This window comes from Streptomyces sp. NPDC002619 (assembly GCF_042889305.1).
Lineage (GTDB): Bacteria > Actinomycetota > Actinomycetes > Streptomycetales > Streptomycetaceae > Streptomyces.
On record NZ_JBIAQV010000016.1, the window covers coordinates 20,058 to 37,440 of the forward strand.

The 17,383-nt window shown below is 71.3% G+C and carries 9 protein-coding genes; 1 reads left to right on the forward strand and 8 read right to left on the reverse strand.

Annotated elements, in window-relative coordinates; translation table 11 throughout:
* The first annotated feature begins 157 nt into the window (after positions 1 to 157).
* Positions 158 to 2,776 (forward strand): glycosyltransferase family 1 protein, encoded by a 2,619-nt coding sequence (locus ACFYXB_RS24185; protein ID WP_389585760.1) that lies wholly within the window; start codon positions 158 to 160, stop codon positions 2,774 to 2,776.
* Between the two features lie 31 nt (positions 2,777 to 2,807).
* On the opposite strand, the gene ACFYXB_RS24190 is transcribed toward ACFYXB_RS24185, so the two are convergent.
* The 8 genes from ACFYXB_RS24190 to glgX all read right to left on the reverse strand — a co-directional run bounded on the left by ACFYXB_RS24190 (position 2,808) and on the right by glgX (position 17,178).
* Positions 2,808 to 3,338, reverse strand: coding sequence for a DUF1990 domain-containing protein (locus ACFYXB_RS24190; RefSeq protein ID WP_389585762.1), 531 nt, complete (start codon positions 3,336 to 3,338; stop codon positions 2,808 to 2,810).
* Between the two features lie 60 nt (positions 3,339 to 3,398).
* On the reverse strand, positions 3,399 to 5,042 hold the full coding sequence (locus ACFYXB_RS24195; RefSeq protein ID WP_389585764.1) for a M4 family metallopeptidase: 1,644 nt from the start codon (positions 5,040 to 5,042) through the stop codon (positions 3,399 to 3,401).
* Positions 5,043 to 5,292: 250 nt separating this feature from the next.
* Complete coding sequence (locus tag ACFYXB_RS24200) at positions 5,293 to 7,329, reverse strand: M4 family metallopeptidase (protein ID WP_389585767.1); 2,037 nt, start codon at positions 7,327 to 7,329, stop codon at positions 5,293 to 5,295.
* 239 nt (positions 7,330 to 7,568) lie between these two features.
* A complete protein-coding gene (locus ACFYXB_RS24205) occupies positions 7,569 to 9,350 on the reverse strand; it encodes an ABC transporter ATP-binding protein (protein WP_389585770.1) in 1,782 nt (593 codons plus the stop codon).
* The gene (locus tag ACFYXB_RS24210; RefSeq protein ID WP_389585773.1) at positions 9,347 to 11,053 is read right to left on the reverse strand and encodes an ABC transporter ATP-binding protein; all 1,707 of its coding nucleotides are present in this window, start codon (positions 11,051 to 11,053) and stop codon (positions 9,347 to 9,349) included. The genes ACFYXB_RS24205 and ACFYXB_RS24210 overlap by 4 nt, the downstream gene beginning before the upstream one ends.
* Positions 11,054 to 11,075: 22 nt before the next feature.
* Entirely contained in the window at positions 11,076 to 12,935 is a 1,860-nt protein-coding gene (locus ACFYXB_RS24215; RefSeq protein WP_389585776.1) for an ABC transporter ATP-binding protein, read from the reverse strand.
* Positions 12,932 to 14,758 carry an ABC transporter ATP-binding protein gene (locus ACFYXB_RS24220; RefSeq protein WP_389585779.1) on the reverse strand — a complete coding sequence of 609 codons (1,827 nt, stop codon included), beginning with the start codon at positions 14,756 to 14,758 and terminating at the stop codon, positions 12,932 to 12,934. Before ACFYXB_RS24220 ends, ACFYXB_RS24215 begins: the two co-directional genes overlap by 4 nt.
* Positions 14,759 to 14,928: 170 nt before the next feature.
* Positions 14,929 to 17,178, reverse strand: a complete 2,250-nt coding sequence (gene glgX, locus ACFYXB_RS24225) for a glycogen debranching protein GlgX (protein ID WP_389585782.1) — start codon at positions 17,176 to 17,178, stop codon at positions 14,929 to 14,931.
* Between the last annotated feature and the right edge of the window lie 205 nt (positions 17,179 to 17,383).

The following is a 17,383-nucleotide window of genomic DNA, read 5'->3' on the forward strand; positions in this document are numbered from 1 at the left end:
ATGGGCGCGGAATCGGCCATATCGGTCATGAAGAAGGTGTGGTGGGGGCTGCCCGGCGAAGCCCGCAGCGGGCCGGGGGCAACACCGGTACCGTCGTCACAGACCGCGAGACGCACATCGCCGTGTGTCTCATCATGCAACGCGCCCGAGGTGGAATGTGAAGGCGATTCGCCGGTTCACCGTCCGTCCCGTTCTCCCCGAACCCCTCCGGCCGCTGAGCGACCTGGCGCGCAATCTGCGCTGGTCCTGGCACGCGGAGACGCGCGACCTCTTCCAGACCGTCGACCCCGAACGATGGGCCTCTTCCGAGGGCGACCCGGTCCGGCTGCTGGGCAGCGTGCCGCCCGCCCGGCTGGCCGAACTCGCCGAGGACCGCCGTTTCCTGCGCCGCCTCACCGCGGCCACGGGCGACCTGACCGACTACGTGACCGGCGACCGCTGGTACCAGAACCAGTCCGCCGAACTTCCCGCCGCCGTCGCCTATTTCTCCCCCGAGTTCGGCATCACCGCCGCTCTGCCCCAGTACTCCGGCGGCCTCGGCATCCTCGCCGGCGACCACCTCAAGGCGGCCAGCGACCTCGGCGTACCCCTGATCGGTGTCGGGCTGCTCTACCGGCACGGCTACTTCCGGCAGACCCTGTCCCGGGACGGCTGGCAGCAGGAGCACTACCCGGTGCTCGACCCCAACGAGCTGCCAGTGGCCCTGCTCAAGGAGGCCGACGGCAGCCCGGCGCAGGTCTCCCTCGCCCTGCCCGGCGGCCGGCAACTGCACGCCCGGATCTGGCTGGCCCAGGTCGGCCGCGTCCCGCTGCTCATGCTCGACTCCGACGTCGAGGAGAACGACCTCGGCGAGCGCGGCGTCACCGACCGGCTGTACGGCGGCGGCAGCGAGCACCGGCTGCTCCAGGAGATGCTGCTCGGCATAGGAGGTGTCCGGGCGGTACGGACGTACTGCCGGCTCACCGGTCACCCCGAGCCCGAGGTCTTTCACACCAACGAGGGACACGCGGGCCTCCTCGGCCTGGAGCGCATCGCCGAACTCGTCGACCGCGGGCTGGACTTCGACGCGGCGCTGGAGGCGGTGCGGGCCGGGACCGTGTTCACCACCCACACCCCCGTCCCGGCCGGCATCGACCGCTTCGACCGCGAGCAGGTCGCCCGGCACTTCGGTCCCGACGCCGAACTCCCGCGCATCGACGTCCAGCGCATCCTGAACCTGGGCATGGAGACCTACCCGGGCGGCGAACCCAACCTGTTCAACATGGCCGTGATGGGGCTCAGGCTCGCCCAGCGGGCCAACGGCGTCTCGCTGCTGCACGGCAATGTGAGCCGGGAGATGTTCTCCGGGCTGTGGCCGGGATTCGACCCCGACGAGGTGCCGATCACCTCCGTCACCAACGGGGTGCACGCGCCGACCTGGGTGGCCCCCGAGGTCTTCCGGCTCGGCGCCCGCAGACTCGGCGCCGAGCGCACCGAGGACGAGCTGGCGGCCGGGGGCGCGGAGCGCTGGGACGTCGTCGCGGACATCGCGGACCAGGACATCTGGGAGCTGCGCCGCAACCTGCGCGAGCAGCTCGTGGTGGAGGTACGGCAGCGGCTGCGCGCCTCCTGGCGGCAACGCGGCGCCGGTGCGGCCGAGTTGGGCTGGATCGACGGCGTCCTGGACCCCGACGTGCTCACGATCGGTTTCGCGCGGCGCGTCCCGTCGTACAAGCGCCTGACGCTGATGCTGCGCGACCGCGACCGCCTCATGGACCTTCTCCTGCACCCGGAACGCCCGATCCAGATCGTGGTGGCGGGCAAGGCGCACCCGGCGGACGACAGCGGCAAGCGGCTCGTGCAGGAGCTGGTCCGCTTCGCCGACGACCCGCGCGTACGCCACCGCATCGTCTTCCTGCCCGACTACGGCATGGCGATGGCGCAGAAGCTCTACCCCGGCTGCGACATCTGGCTCAACAACCCGCTGCGCCCGCTGGAGGCGTGCGGCACCTCCGGGATGAAGGCAGCGCTCAACGGCTGCCTCAACCTGTCGGTGCTGGACGGCTGGTGGGACGAATGGTTCCAGCCCGACTTCGGCTGGGCGATCCCCACGGCGGACGGCGTCGGTACGGACCCCGAGCACCGGGACGACCTGGAGGCCGCCGCGCTCTACGACCTCCTCGAACAGCGGGTGACGCCGCGGTTCTACGAGCGCGGCCAGAGCGGTCTGCCCGACCGCTGGATCGAGATGGTCCGCCAGACCCTGACCCTGCTGGGCCCGAAGGTGCTGGCCGGCCGGATGGTCCGGGAGTACGTGGAGCGTCTGTACACCCCGGCCGCCCACGCCCACCGCGCCCTCACCCAGGACGCGGCCCGGGAACTGGCCGGCTGGAAGGCCCGGGTCCGGTCGGCCTGGCACGGGGTCACGGTCGACCACGTCGAGACGACGGCGGCCACGTCCACGGCGGAACTGGGCGCCACCCTGGGCCTGCGTGTCCGCGTCGGCCTCGGCGGCCTCACGCCCGACGACGTCGAGGTGCAGGCGGTCTCCGGGCGCGTCGACGCGGAGGACCGCATCACGGACGCGTCGACGGTCCCGCTGAAACCGGCGAGCGGCTCCGACCTGGAGGGCCGCTGGTTCTACGAGGGCCCCCTGGCCCTGGACCGCACCGGTCCGTACGGCTACACCGTCCGCATCCTCCCGTCCCACCACCTCCTCGCCTCGGGCGCGGAACTGGGCCTGGTGGCGGTGCCGTCGCAGGACGTGATGGAGGGGGCTGGGGTGTTGCTGCGGTGACCGGCCGCTGACGACTTCGAGGTGTTCGCGTTCAGGCCTCGTCGTACGGTGCGCACATTTTGCGCAGTACGGCTCCGCAGCGGCGGGCGTACGCGTGTTGCAGGCCTCGGGTCGCCGGGCCGCCTGCTCTGGCGTACCACTTCGCCGCCCGGCTGAACGCGGACACCGTCAGCCAGACCGTGCCGTCACCCGTGCGGTCGATCAGGAAGGCTTCCTCGCCGGATTCGGGGTGGCCGGTCAGCGTGCCGTAGGCCCAGCCCGCCCTGCGGTGTTCCTCCACGGTCCAGATCACCCGGCAGGGCGCCTTGATGACGCCGGCCAGGGTGACCGTGACGTCGACGTCGGGTGCCGCGCGGTCCGCCGTCGCGTCGATGCCGACGCCGAGGGCGCGGTGCATCTCCCAGGTGAGGACCGCTTCGGCGGCCCGAAGGAACACCTGCCGGCCCTCGCCGACGCGGGTGCGTACATGCAGGGGGTGGAAGCCGGGCGGGCAGACCGTGAGGTTGTCTCGGGTCGCGCCGACCGGCTCGTAGGTGAAGTCCGCCGAAGAGTCCGTGGGCATGGCACCAAAGGGTAGAGCGGCACCCGGAACGGCTTGCTCCCGGGTGCCGCCCACCATCGGCTAGCTGACGTTGACCGCCGACCAGGCCGCCGCCACCGTGTTGTACTCGGTGCTGCCGGACCCGTACAGCGCCGCCGCAGCGCTCAGCGTGCCGGTGCGGGCAGACTTGTAGTTGGTCGTCGACGTGAAGTACGTCGTCAGCGCCTTGTACCAGATCTGCAGCGCCTTGGCGCGGCCGATACCGGTGACCGTGGAGCCGTTGGACGTCGGCGAGTTGTACGACACGCCGTTGATCGTCTTCGCGCCGCTGCCCTCGGACAGCAGGTAGAAGAAGTGGTTCGCGACGCCCGACGAGTAGTGGACGTCCTTGCTGCCGACGCCGGAGGACCAGTAGTCGGCCGAGCCGCCGTCCTTGCTCGGCTTGTCCATGTAGCGCAGCGGCGTGCCGTCTCCGTTGATGTTGATCTTCTCGCCGATGAGGTAGTCACCGACGTCGGACGCGTTGTTCGCGGCGAACTCCACACCCGTGCCGAAGATGTCCGAGGTGGCCTCGTTCAGACCGCCGGACTCGCCGCTGTAGTTGAGGCCCGCGGTGTTGGAGGTGACGCCGTGGCTCATCTCGTGGCCGGCCACGTCGAGCGAGGTCAGGGGGTGGGTGTTGCCGGAGCCGTCGCCGTACGTCATGCAGAAGCAGCTGTCGTCCCAGAACGCGTTGACGTACGAGCTGCCGTAGTGGACACGGGAGTAGGCGGCCTTGCCGTCGTTCTTGATGCCGCTGCGGCCGAAGGTGTTCTTGTAGAAGTCCCAGGTGGCCTGTGCGCCGTAGGCTGCGTCGGCGGCCGCGGTCTGGTCCGTGGTGGAGCTGGAGGCCGAGCCCGTGCCCCACACGTCGTCCGCGTCGGTGAACAGGGTCCCGGTGCCCGAGGTCTTGTGGGCGAGGTTGTACGTCTTGTGACCGCCGCGCGTGGAGTCGGTCAGCTGGTACGTCGAGCCCGACAGGGTGGTGTTCAGGGTGACCGTGCCGGAGTACAGGGTCTTGCCGGTGCCGGTCTCTACGCCCTGGTACTCGAAGAGCTTCTTGCCGGTCGCCGCGTCGGTGATGACGTGCAGCTCGTTCGGGGTGCCGTCGTCCTGGAGGCCGCCGACGACCGTCTCGTAGGCGAGGACGGGCTTGCCGGAGCCGGCCCAGATCACCTTGCGCGGCGCGCTGTCCGCGGCGGTCTTGGCGGAGCCCGCGGCCTGGGCGGCGGTCAGCGCCTGCTTCTCCGCCTTGGCGGTGGCGATCTGCGGCTTGAGCGAGGCCACCCTGATGGCGCTCTTCGTGGCCTTGGTGACGCCCTCGGCCTTGCCCGCCTTCGAGGTGTGGACGATCAGGTCGCCGCCGAGCACCGGAAGTCCGGCGTAGGTTCGCTCGTAGCGGGTGTGGACGGTGCCGTCGGCGTCCTTCACGACGTCCTTGACGACCAGCTTCTCCTTCGCGCCGAGGCCTATCTCCTGGGCGGTCTCGGCTGCGCCGTCCTGCGCCTTCTGGATCAGGGAGGTGCGGGCCGCGGCGGTCAGTGCCGTGGGACCCGCCGCGGTGGACTCGGCCGGGGTCTGGGCCGAGGCGGTGGTGGTCAGGCCGGTGGTGAGCAGGGCTCCGGCTGCTACAGCGGTGGCGATGGCCAGAGTGGCGCGCTTGTGACGCGCGTAGAGGGGGCTCACTCAAGCTCCTTCATGTGGGGGAGTCCGGACGGCGTGGGGGTGCCGGCCGGGTATGTGGTGATGTGAAGTTGCGGTGCTGCTGCGGCGGGTGAGGGAAGAGTGACACCTGGGGCGCGTACATGTCAGGACCCCGAAGTGATGTCGGCCGAAAACTGACGGTCCGGTGAATGTTGCCGCCGTGTGAACGGGCACCGCCCGGGGGAGTCGAACCCCCGGGCGGCGCCCTGTTCCCGCACCCGTACGAAGCGGTTTACGGGAACGTCAGCTTCCAGCTGTTGATCGTCCCGACGTCCTGCGCGGCCTGGTCCTGGACCTTCAACTTCCAGGTGCCATTGGCCGATTCGGACGAAGCGTTCACCGTGTAGGTCGCGTTCACGTTGTCCGCCGAGTCGGACGAGCTGAAGTTCTTCAGGCGGTATGAGGTGCCCGAGGGGCCGACCAGGTCGATCACCAGGTCGCCGCGCCAGGTGTGCGTGATGGCGACCGTCACCTGGAGGTTGCTCGGCGCGTTTCCGCTCCTGCCCGAGACGGTGATGTTCGAGGTGACCGCGGGCCCGTTGTCCGGGATCGACACCGGCGTGGTGTTCTCGAACGACGTGCCGCCACCGCCGCCCCCGCCCGAACGGGAGCCGACCGCGACGGCCGCCCAGGCGTCCTGCACGGCCTTGTACTCGGCGCTCGTCGTGCCGTACAGCTCACCCGCCGCCGCGAGGGTGCCGGTGCGGGCGCCCGCGTAGTTGGTGGTCGAGGTGAACTTGGTGGTCAGCGCCCGGTACCAGATCTGCAGCGCCTTGTCCCGGCCGATGCCGGTGACCGGAAGCCCGTCCGCGGTGGGCGAGTTGTAGCTGACGCCGTTGATGACCTTGGCGCCGCTGCCCTCGCTCAGCAGGTAGAAGAAGTGGTTCGCGGGGCCCGACGAGTAGTGCACGTCGACCGAGCCGATCCCCGAGTACCAGCTGTCCTTGGACGCGCCGTCCTTGCTCGGCTTGTCCATGTAGCGCAGCGGGGTGCCGTCGCCGTTGATGTCGATCTTCTCGCCGATGAGGTAGTCACCGACGTCCGAGCTGTTGTTGGCGTAGAACTCCACGCCGGTGCCGAAGATGTCGGAGGTCGCCTCGTTCAACCCGCCCGACTCACCGGAATAGGTGAGGTTCGCGGTGTTGGAGGTGACGCCGTGGCTCATCTCGTGCCCGGCCACGTCGAGCGACGTCAGCGGGTCCGCGTTGCCCGAGCCGTCGCCGTACGTCATGCAGAAGCAGCCGTCGTCCCAGAACGCGTTGACGTACGAGTTGCCGTAGTGCGTCCGGGAGTAGGCGCCGACGCCGTCGTTCCTGATGCCGCTGCGGTTGAACGTGTTCTTGTAGAAGTCCCAGGTCTCGGCGGCGCCGTAGTGCGCGTCGGCGCCCGCCGTCGCCGCGTTCGACGTGGTGCCGTTGCCCCAGGTGTCACTGGTCTGCGAGAACAGCGTGCCGGTGCCGGACGAACCGTGGTTCAGGTTGTACGTCTTGTGGCCGCCGCGCGCGCCGTCGGTCAAGGTGTAGTTGGAGCCCGACTGGGTCGTGGTCAGCGTCACCTGGCCGCTGTACTGGGTGTTGCCGATGCCGGTTCTGACGCCCTGGTAGCGGTAGAGCTCCTTGCCGGTGGCGGCGTCCGTGATGACGTGCAGCTGGTTCGGTGTGCCGTCGTCCTGGAAGCCGCCGATCACCGTTTCGTAGGCCAGGACCGGCTTGCCGCTCGCCGCCCAGATCACCTTGCGGGAGCTGTCGGCGCTCGACTTCATGCCGCCGAGGGCCTGGGCCCGTTGGACGGCCTGCCGCTCGGCCGCCGCCTTCGTGACGGCCGGGGTGAGGCTCGCGACCTTGATGGCGGCGTTCGTCGCCCTGATCACGCTCTTGGTCGCACCCGACGTCGCGGTGTCGACGACGAGGTCGCCGCCGAGGACCGTGAGTCCGTCGTAGGTGCGTTCGTAGCGGGTGTGCAGGGTGCCGTCGGCGTCCTTCACGACGTCCTTGACGACCAGCTTCTCCTTCGCGCCGAGGCCTATCGCCTTGGCCGTGTCGGCCTTGGCGGCACCGGCGTCACGGATCAGCTCCGCGCGCTGCGAGGGGGTGAGCTCGAGGGCGAGGTGTGCCGGGTTCGCCTTCCCGGCTGGGGCCGCTGGAGCGGCGTTGGCGGCGCCGGTCTGGACGGCGGCGGCGATGAGTGCGGTGACGCCCGCGAGGGCGACGGCTGCGGTGCGACGGTGCGCGGTGTGGGAGGTGCGTCCGCGAGAGGAACTGCTTCTCAACACTGACTCCTTCTGCATGACCGCTGGTCAGGCGGCCAGGGGAGATCCGGACGCCGGATGTGCCGTCCGGGCAGAACTGGGCGTGGCGCGGATCCATGTGCCTGTGCTGGGCCGGCCCGTGCACAGCGGTGCAACTGTGGGGTCGCTGTGAGTCGGCCGTGGGAAGAGTGGCAGGGGATCACGGCTCCTGTCAGGAGCGCGTCAGGAATTTGGCCGGAATCGTTTCGTTGACCGGATGTTCAGGTTCGATATGCGGACTGTTCGCCGGACGGGTCCCCGTGCCAGGTGCGCCACAGCGCCGCGTACGCCCTGCCGGCCGCCACCAGCTCGTCGTGCGTGCCGAGTTCGGTGAGCCGGCCGTCCTCCATCACCGCCACCCGGTCCGCGTCGTGCGCGGTGTGCAGCCGGTGGGCGATCGCGATGACCGTACGGCCCTCCAGTACGGCGGCCAGGGCGCGCTCGGTGTGCCGGGCCGTCGCCGGGTCGAGGAGGGCCGTGGCCTCGTCCAGGATCAGCGTGTGCGGGTCGGCCAGCACCACGCGGGCCAGGGCGAGTTGCTGGGCCTGGGAACCGTCGGTCGCCGGGCCGTCCGTACCCAGCGCGGTGTCGAGCCCGTCGGGCAGTTCCCGCACCCAGTCCGCGGCGCCGACCGCCGCCAGCGCGTCCCACAACTCCTCGTCCGTGGCCGACGGTTCGGCGATCCGCAGGTTGTCGCGCACCGTGCCCAGGAAGACATGGTGCTCCTGCGTGACCAGCACCACCTGACGGCGCAGCCGCTCCGGCTCAAGACCCGCGATCGGCACCCCGCCCACCGTCACCGAACCCGCGCCCGGCGCGTCCACGCCCGCGAGCAGCCTGCTCAGCGTCGACTTGCCCGCGCCGGACGGACCGACCACCGCGAGCCGCTCCCCGGGCCGCACCGTCAGATCGACCCCCCGCAGCACCTCACCACCGCGCTCATAGGCATACCGCACCCCGGTCACGTCGATACGATCGTCGGCCGGCGCCGGCGCCACACCCTCCGGGGTGGACCTCGGAGCCCGCGCCAGCCCCTCCACCCGGGCGAACGAGGCGCCGCTGCTCTGCAGTTGCTCCACCCGGACCAGCAACTGGTCCAATGGGTCGGTGAACTGCCGCAGATACAGGGCGCACGCGACCACCGTGCCCAGGCCCACCATCCCGTGCGCGTGCAGCACACCACCGGCCAGCAGCACCCCCGCCACCGGGATCGTGTACGACACCTCGACGGCCGGGAAGAACACCGTGCGCAGGAACAGCGTGTACAGCCGCGTCCTGCGGGACGTCTCCAGCGCGTCCCGGCTCGCCGTGATCCGCCGCTCCTGGAGCCGGAACGCCTCCACCGTACGGGCCCCGGTCGCGGTCGCCGCGAGAATCTCGGCGACCTCCGAAGTGGCCGCCCCCTCGGCGAGATAGCCGTCCCGGGCCCGGCGCAGATACCAGCGCAGGGCGAACCAGATCGGGGTCAGCCCCAGCACACCCAGGGCACCGAGCAGCGGGTCGAGTACGAACACCGCGCCCAGCACGAACAGCGCCTGGACGGCACAGACCAGCAGCTCCGGACCGGCGTCCCGCAGCGTCGTACCGACGGCGGCCACGTCGGCGGTGCCGCGCGCGGTGAGATCACCGGTGCCGGCCCGCTCGACCGCCGCCGCGGGCAGCGCCAGCGCCCGGTCGACGAACTCCTCGCGCACCCGCGCCAGCGTGCGCTCCCCGAAGCGGTACCCCACGTATCTGGCCCAGCGCGCCAGCAGCAGCTGGGCCAGCGAGCACACCAGGATCCAGACGGCCAGCCGGTCGACCGCGCCGACACCGCGCCCGGCCCGCACCTCGTCCACGATCCGCCCGAGCAGCCACGGCCCCGCCAGACCGGCGGACGCGGCCAGCGCGTTCAGCACCAGTGCGGCGCCGAAGGCCCGCCGGTCCGCCTTCACCAGCCGCACGGTGGCCCGCCGCACGTCACCCCGCCCGGCGACCGGCAGCCGGCCCACGGGCGCCGTCACCGTACGACCTCCTCGGCGTCGCGTGCCACGAGGGCCCGGTAGCCGGGCTCCCGCGCCAGTAGCTCGCGGTGGCTGCCGCTGGCGGCGAGTTTGCCGTCGACCAGGTAGTGGACGGTGTCGGCGCGGTCCAGCACCAGCGGGGACGTCGTGGTCACCACGGTCGTACGGCCCGCGCGTGCCTCCCGCAGTCGCTCGGCGACCGTGGCCTCCGTGTGGGCGTCCAGCGCCGACGTCGGTTCCACGGCGAGCAGCACCTCGGGGTCGGCCAGCAGCGCCCGCACCAGTCGCATCCGCTGCCGCTGACCGCCGGACAGGCTGCGGCCCTGTGCGGTCACCGGCGAGTCGAGGCCGTCCGGCAGACCCTGCACGATGTCGTCGGCGGCCGCCGCGTGCACGGCCCGTCGTACCGCCTCCTCGTCCGGTGCGCCCCGCCCGGCGACCACCTCCCCGAGCGTTCCGGCGAACAGGTCCGCCTCGTTGTCGGCGACCAGGATCCGCGCCCGCACCTCGGTCAGCGGCACCGCGTCGAGCCGTGTCCCGCCCCAGGTGGCGGCCGACGGCGTGTAACGGCCGAGGCGGTCCACCACGCCGGCGACGTCGGCGGGCCGGGCACCGGCCAGTGCCGTCAGCCGCCCAGGCGTCACCCGCACACCCGACTCCGGGTCGTACAGCACGGACGGCTCACCCGGCGCGGGCCGCGTGCCCCGGTCCGGCTCCGGCTCCAGGCGCAGCAGCCGTACGACCCGACGCGCGGCCACCACGCCCCGGCTGAGCTGGTAGCCCATCTCCAGCAGGAACGCCACCGGGCCCACCAGGACCGCGACATAGCCGTACACCGACACCAACTCACCGATGGTCAGCTCCCCTTGGGCCGCCGTCCGGGCCGCGAGCCAGGTCACCGCCGCCAGGAACAGCGTCGGCAGCCCCACCCCGAGCGCCTGCACCCAGCTGGCCACCGCGCCCACCCGGTAGCCCTGTTCGCGCAGCCGCCGCGAGTCGCGCCGGAAGGCGTCCGCGAACAGCCCCTTGCCGCCGAGCCCGTTGAGCACGCGCAGCCCGCCCGCGAGATCTCCGATCCGGGCGGTCAGCACACCCTGCCGCTCCCGGTACTCGGTCTCCGCGCCCTGCAGCCGCACCGTCAGCGGCCCCGCGACCAGCACGATCACCGGCACCCCGAGCAGCACCACCGCGGCCAGCGGCGCCGAGATCGACAGCAGCAACCCGGCCACCACGCCGTACACCACCACCGAGCCCACCCCGGGCCCGACGACGGTCAGCGACTCGGAGATCGTCCGCACGTCGCCGACCCCGATCGTCACGACCTCCCCGGCCCCGGCCCGGCGCGGCAGCGCCGCACCCAGCCGGATCGCGTGCCCCACCACCACCTTCACCGTGCGGAAGTTGGCGTCCATCCGCACCCGCGTCATCATCCGGTGCCGCATGATGCTCACCCACGAGTTGAACGCCCCGACCAGGAACAGCACCCCGCACCACCACGCCAGCGCGCCCAGGTCACCGGCCACGAGCCCGTCGTCGATCGCCCGGGACATCAGATACGGCGCCGCGGCCATCAGCACCATCCAGGTGCTGGCCAGCACCGCCCCGGCCAGCGACCGCCCCGGCTGGCGCAGCACCAGCCACCACAGAAACCGCCAGCCGCCACGACAGTCGGGCTCGCCAGGCTCCTCGTACGCGTCGATCATCGCTGCCCCCGTCCCCGTACCGTCACGCCAGACTGTCCCGCCACGCCCGGTGCAGATCGGCGAACCGGCCCGTCCCGGCGATGAGTTCGGCCGGTTCGCCGTCCTCGACGATCCGGCCGTGCTCCATCACCAGCACCCGGTCGGCGATCTCGACGGTGGACAGCCGATGGGCGATGACGACGGCCGTACGGCCCTTGAGGACCGTCGACATCGCGCGCTGCACCGCCCGTTCACCCGGCACGTCGAGCGAGCTGGTCGCCTCGTCGAGGATCAGCACCGCCGGGTCGGCGAGCAACGCCCGTGCGAACGCGACCAGTTGGCGCTGACCTGCCGAGATACGGCCGCCACGCTTGCGTACGTCCGTGTCGTAGCCGTCGGGCAGGGCGCTGATGAACTCATGGGCGCCGATGGCCTTCGCGGCACGCTCGATCTCCTCGCGAGTGGCGTCCGGCCGCCCGATGGCGATGTTCTCGGCGACCGTCCCGGAGAACAGGAACGCCTCCTGCGTCACCATCACCACCCCGCGCCGCAGCTCGGACAGGGACAGCTCGCGCAGATCCACGCCGTCGAGCAGGACCCGGCCGTCGGAGGGGTCGTAGAAGCGCGCGAGCAGCTTGGCCAGGGTCGACTTGCCCGCGCCCGTCGAACCGACGACCGCGACCGTCTGTCCTGCCGGGATCGTCAGGCCGAAGCGGGGCAGGACCTCGCCGCCCGTGCGATAGGCGAAGCGGACACCGTCGAAGACGACCTCGCGACCGGGGTGTTCGCCCTCCAGCGGGGGCAGTTCCCGGGGCGCCGACGGCTCGGGCACGGACGGCGTCTGGGCCAGCAGACCCGCGATCTTCTCCAGCGAGGCCGCCGCCGACTGGTACGAGTTCAGGAACATGCCCAGCCGGTCGATCGGGTCGTACAGCCGCCGCAGATACAGCACCGCCGCCGCCAGCACACCCAGCTCCAGCGAGCCGTTCGCCACCCGGAACGCGCCCCACAGGACGATCACCGCGACGGCCGTGTTGGCCACCAGCCGGGAGCCGACGACATAGCGGGCCATCTCCAGGAGCGCATCGCCGTTCGTCCGCTCGTGCCGCCGGTTCAGGACCCGGAAGTCGGCCTCGTTCGCGGCCTCGCGGCGGAACGTGCGCACCGGCCGGATGCCGTTCATCGTCTCCACGAACTTCACGATCACGGCCGCGATCGCCGTGGACCGTGCCTTGAACACCCGTCCCGCGCGCCGCTGATAGAGCCGTACGAGCAGATACAGCGGCACGAACGAGGCCACCGCGACCGCGCCCAGGCCCAGGTCCAGCCAGAGCAGCATCGCCGAGATGTAGACGAAGGACAGGACGACCGTGACCAGTTCCTGCAGGCCCTCGCTGAGCAGCTCGCGCAGCGACTCGACGTCCGTCGTGGAGCGCGAGATGAGCCGGCCGGAGGTGTACCGCTCGTGGAAGTCGACGCTCAGCGCCTGCGCGTGCCGGAAGATCCGGCCGCGCAGATCGAGCAGCACGTCCTGGTTGACGCGCGCGGAGGCCTCGATGAACGCGTACTGGAGCAGGCCGGCGACGAGGGCACACAGCAGATAACCCGCTCCCACGGCGACGAGCGGTCCGTGGTCGTGGTCCCGGAACGCCGGTACGACACTGTCGATGGCGTACGCCACCAGCAGCGGGCCCGCCTGCACGGCCGCCTGCTGGAGCAGCAGCAGGAGCGTCGTGACGCCGACCCGCGCCTTCATCGGGGCGAGCAGCGAACGCAACAGGGTGGCCGTGGCACCGGGCGGGGTGGGCAGGACGTCGCGGTCGAAGGGGTCGCCGGAGTCGTGCGGCCGGGGGAGGTCGTCCTCGTCGCTGGTGGCGGGGACGGTTGTGGTGGGGGCGGTCATCGGGCGGCGTCCTCCTGCTCCTGTTCCCCTGACATCAGGTGGGCGTACTCGGGGTTCGTGCGCAGCAGTTCGTGATGGGTGCCGACGGCGGTGATCCGGCCGCCGGAGAGCAGGGCGACGCGGTCGGCGAGCAGCACGGTGGAGGGGCGGTGGGCCACGATCAGGGCCGTGGTGCCCGCCAGCACCTGCCGCAGGGCAGCCTCGACGGCGGCCTCGGTGTGGACGTCCAGGGCGGAGAGCGGGTCGTCGAGCACGAGGAACCTGGGCGTGCCGACGACGGCTCGCGCGAGCGCGAGGCGCTGCCGCTGCCCGCCGGAGAGGCTCAGCCCCTGCTCGCCGACCTGGGTGTCCGTGCCCTGCGGCAACGCGTGCGCGAACTCGGCCTGCGCGACGGCGAGGGCCCGCGCCAGCTCGGGCTCACCGGCGGCCCCGTCGGCCCCCATCAGCACGTTCTCCCCGACACTCGCGGAGAACAGGGTGGGCTCCTCGAAGGCTACGGCGACGAGTGTGCGGAGCGCTTCGCGGGACATGGCGGTGATGTCCTCGCCGTCGAGGGTGATCCGCCCGGATGTCACTTCGTGCAGCCGCGGCACGAGGGCCGTCAGGGTGGTCTTGCCACTACCGGTGGCCCCGACGAGGGCCATGGATTCACCGGGGCGGATGTGGAGGTCGATGAGGTCGAGGGTGGGCGGGGAGTCGGAGGCGGCGTCGGGGTAACGGAACCGTACGTTGTGGAACCGGAGGCCACGCGACTCGGCGTCACGAGCCGCTTTCTGTGGGACGGGTGCCGCCCCAGCGGCACGACTGCCCGTAGTTACGGACTCGGGTTCCCCGTCCATCACCTCGAAATACCGCTCAGTAGCAGTCGCCGCCTCCTGCGTCATCGCCAGCAGAAACCCGATCGAGTCCACAGGCCACCGCAGGGCAAGGGCCGTACTCAAAAAGGCAACCAGCGTCCCCGCGGACAACTCCCCGTCCGCCACCTGAACGGTCCCCAACACCAGCGCCGCCCCGATGGCGACCTCCGGAAGCGTCACGATGACACCCCAGATCGTGGCCAGCAGCCGTGCCTTGCGCAGTTCCGTCCCCCGCAGCGTCCACGACAGCTTCTGGAACGCCCGTGCCTGACTGCGGTGCCGGCCGAACCCCTTGACGATGCGGATGCCGAGCACGCTCTCCTCGACGACCGTCGTCAGGTCCCCGACCTGGTCCTGGGCCAGCCGTGCCACCTCCGCGTACCGCCGTTCGAAGACCATGCACGTCCACATCACGGGCACCGCGGGCCCCAGGATGACCAGCCCCAGCGTCCAGTCCTGCATCAGCATGATCACCACGCCGACGAGAATGGTCACCGCGTTGACCAGCAGGAACGTCAGCGGAAACGCGAGGAACATGCGCAGCAGCATCAGGTCGGTCGTGCCGCGCGAGAGCAGCTGGCCGGACGCCCACCGGTCGTGGAAGGACACCGGAAGCCGCTGCAGATGCCGGTACAGATCCGCCCGCATCTCCGCCTCGACGTGCGACAGCGGCCGCGCCACCAGCCAGCGCCGCACCCCGAACAGCACCGCCTCCGCGATGCCGAGCAGCAGCAGGTACAGGGCGCCGAGCCACACCCCGCGCGTGTCCCGGTCGGCCACCGGCCCGTCCACGAGCCACTTCAGGACGAGCGGGATCACCAGCCCCGTACAGGAGGCGACCACGGCCACGAGCGCGGCGGTGAACAGCCGCACCCGCACGGGCCGTACATACGGCCACAGGCGCAGGAGCGTGCGTACGGCGGATCGTTGTCGGGGGTCCTCGGCGGTTGCACGTGTCGTCGACATCAGCAGCGAGCCTACGGTTCGCCACTGACAACGCCCACCGAGTTTTGGCCGGACCCGGATCCGCCGCTGGACCTACGACCTGGGGGTCCCCCCTGCTCGAGCGAAGCCGAGAGCTTGGGGGAGTGTTCGAGGAGTCGTACGGCGGCATCGGCCGACAGCGAATTCCGCGGTCAGCCGATCACCCGCAGCAGCATCACCGACCGCTCAGCCACCATGACGCTCGCCCCGGCCGTGTGCACCACCCCCGGTGCCTCCTCCTGCTCCTCCCGTGATGTGTCGACGACCACCTCGTAGCTCTCCGCCCAGGGTGGACCCGGCAGTACGAAGCTCGCCGGGCGGTCGCCCGTGTGCAGGACGGCGAGGAAGCTGTCGTCGAGGATGGGGGCGCCCTGCTCGTCCCGGCCCGGTATGTCCCGGCCGGACAGGTACATGCCGAGCGTGGCCGCGGGGGCGTACCAGTCGCCCTCCGTCATCTCCTCGCCCCGCGCCGTGAACCAGGCCAGGTCCCGCAGCCCGTCCGCCGAATGGGCCCGGCCGGAGAAGAACGCGCGGCGGCGCAGCACCGGATGGCGGTGGCGCAGGGCGATCAGACGGGACGTCAGGTGGAACAGGGCCCGCCAGCCGGGGTCCTCCAGCAGGGTCCAGTCCAGCCAGCTGACCTCGTTGTCCTGGCAGTAGGCGTTGTTGTTGCCGCGCTGGGTGCGGCCCAGTTCGTCGCCCGCCACCAGCATCGGCACGCCCGTGGACAGCAGAAGTGTGGTGAGCAGGTTCCGCAATTGGCGGCGCCGCAGCGACCGTACACGCTCCTTGTCCGTCTCTCCCTCCGCGCCGCAGTTCCATGCCCGGTTGTCGTTCGTGCCGTCGCGGTTGCCCTCGCCGTTGGCCTCGTTGTGCTTGCTCTCGTACGACACCAGGTCGCGCAGGGTGAAACCGTCGTGCGCGGTGATGAAGTTGACGGAGGCGTAGGGGCGGCGTCCGCCCCATGCGTACAGGTCGCTGGAGCCCGACAGGCGATAGCCGAGGTCACGGACGTCCGGGAGCGCGCCGCGCCAGAAGTCGCGGACGGCGTCGCGGTAGCGGTCGTTCCACTCCGTCCACAGTGGCGGAAAGGCGCCCACCTGGTAGCCGCCCGAGCCGATGTCCCAGGGCTCGGCGATCAGCTTCACCCGGCGCAGCACCGGGTCCTGGGCGATCACCGCGAGGAACGGGGACAGCATGTCGACGTCGTGCATCGAGCGGGCCAGCGCCGCCGCCAGGTCGAAACGGAAGCCGTCCACGCCCATCTCGGTGACCCAGTAGCGCAGCGAGTCGGTGATCAGGCGCAGCACCTGCGGCTGGACGACGTGCAGGGTGTTGCCGCAGCCGGTGTAGTCGGCGTAGCGGCGGGCGTCGTTCTGGAGGCGGTAGTAGCCGCGGTTGTCGATGCCCTTCAGGGAGAGCGTCGGGCCCAGCTCGCCCGCCTCCGCCGTGTGGTTGTAGACGACGTCGAGGATGACCTCGATACCGGCCTCGTGCAGTGCGCGGACCATCCGCTTGAACTCGCCGACCTGCTGTCCCGTCGTACCCGAGGCGGCGTAGGCCGCGTGCGGGGCGAAGTAGCCGATGGAGTTGTAGCCCCAGTAGTTCGTCAGGCCCCGGCGCAGCAGGTGGTCCTCGTGCGCGAACTGGTGCACCGGCAGCAGCTCCACCGCCGTCACGCCCAGAGCGGTCAGGTGCTCTATGGCCGCCGGGTGCGCGAGACCGGCGTACGTGCCGCGCAACTTCTCCGGAATCCCCGGGTGCAGTCTGGTGAAGCCGCGCACGTGCAGTTCGTAGATGACCGAGTCCGCCCACGGCGTCTTGGGGCGGTGGTCGTCGGACCAGTCGTCGTCATCGTGGACGACGACGCCCTTCGGGACGTACGGCGCCGAGTCCCGGTCGTCGCGCACGGTGTCCGCGACCTGCTGCTCGGGCCAGTCCCGCACATGCCCGTACACCTCCGGCGGCAGGCTGAACTCACCGTCGACCGCACGCGCGTAGGGGTCCAGGAGCAGCTTCGCCGGGTTCCAGCGGGCGCCGATCCACGGGTCCCAGCGGCCGTCCACCCGGAATCCGTAGCGCTGGCCGGGCATCACGCCCGGCACGAAGCCGTGCCAGATCTCGTGCGTCAGCTCGGTCAGCCGCACCCGGGTCTCCCGGCCCCGCTCGTCGAAGAGGCAGAGCTGGACCGCTTCCGCTCCGGCCGCCCAGAGCGCGAAGTTGGTGCCGGCGACCGCGTCAGGGCCGACCCGGAAGCGGGCCCCCAGTGGGGTGGGCGTACCTGGTCGGGCGGACACGGTGGGGGGCGTGGCGCGCCGGGCGCCGTTCACCACGGCCTCCGGGTGGGCGCCCTGGGCGGCCCGCTCCTGAGCCACTGCCCGCTGCTCGGCTGCGCTCGTCACCTGTCGGCCCCTTAGTGTCGGCTGGTCCGCCTCCGGGGCGCACTCGGCCCGCGCCGGGCGGTCCGTCCGCGCCCCTCAGGGCCCGGAGCGCATACGACCGAACGGCACGGCTGCGCCCCCGACGGCTCGCGCGGGCGCGGCGGCTCCCCAACTCGTCCTCCCCACTCTTCTGCCCACCGGTTGCGTCGCACTCACGTTTCCCCAG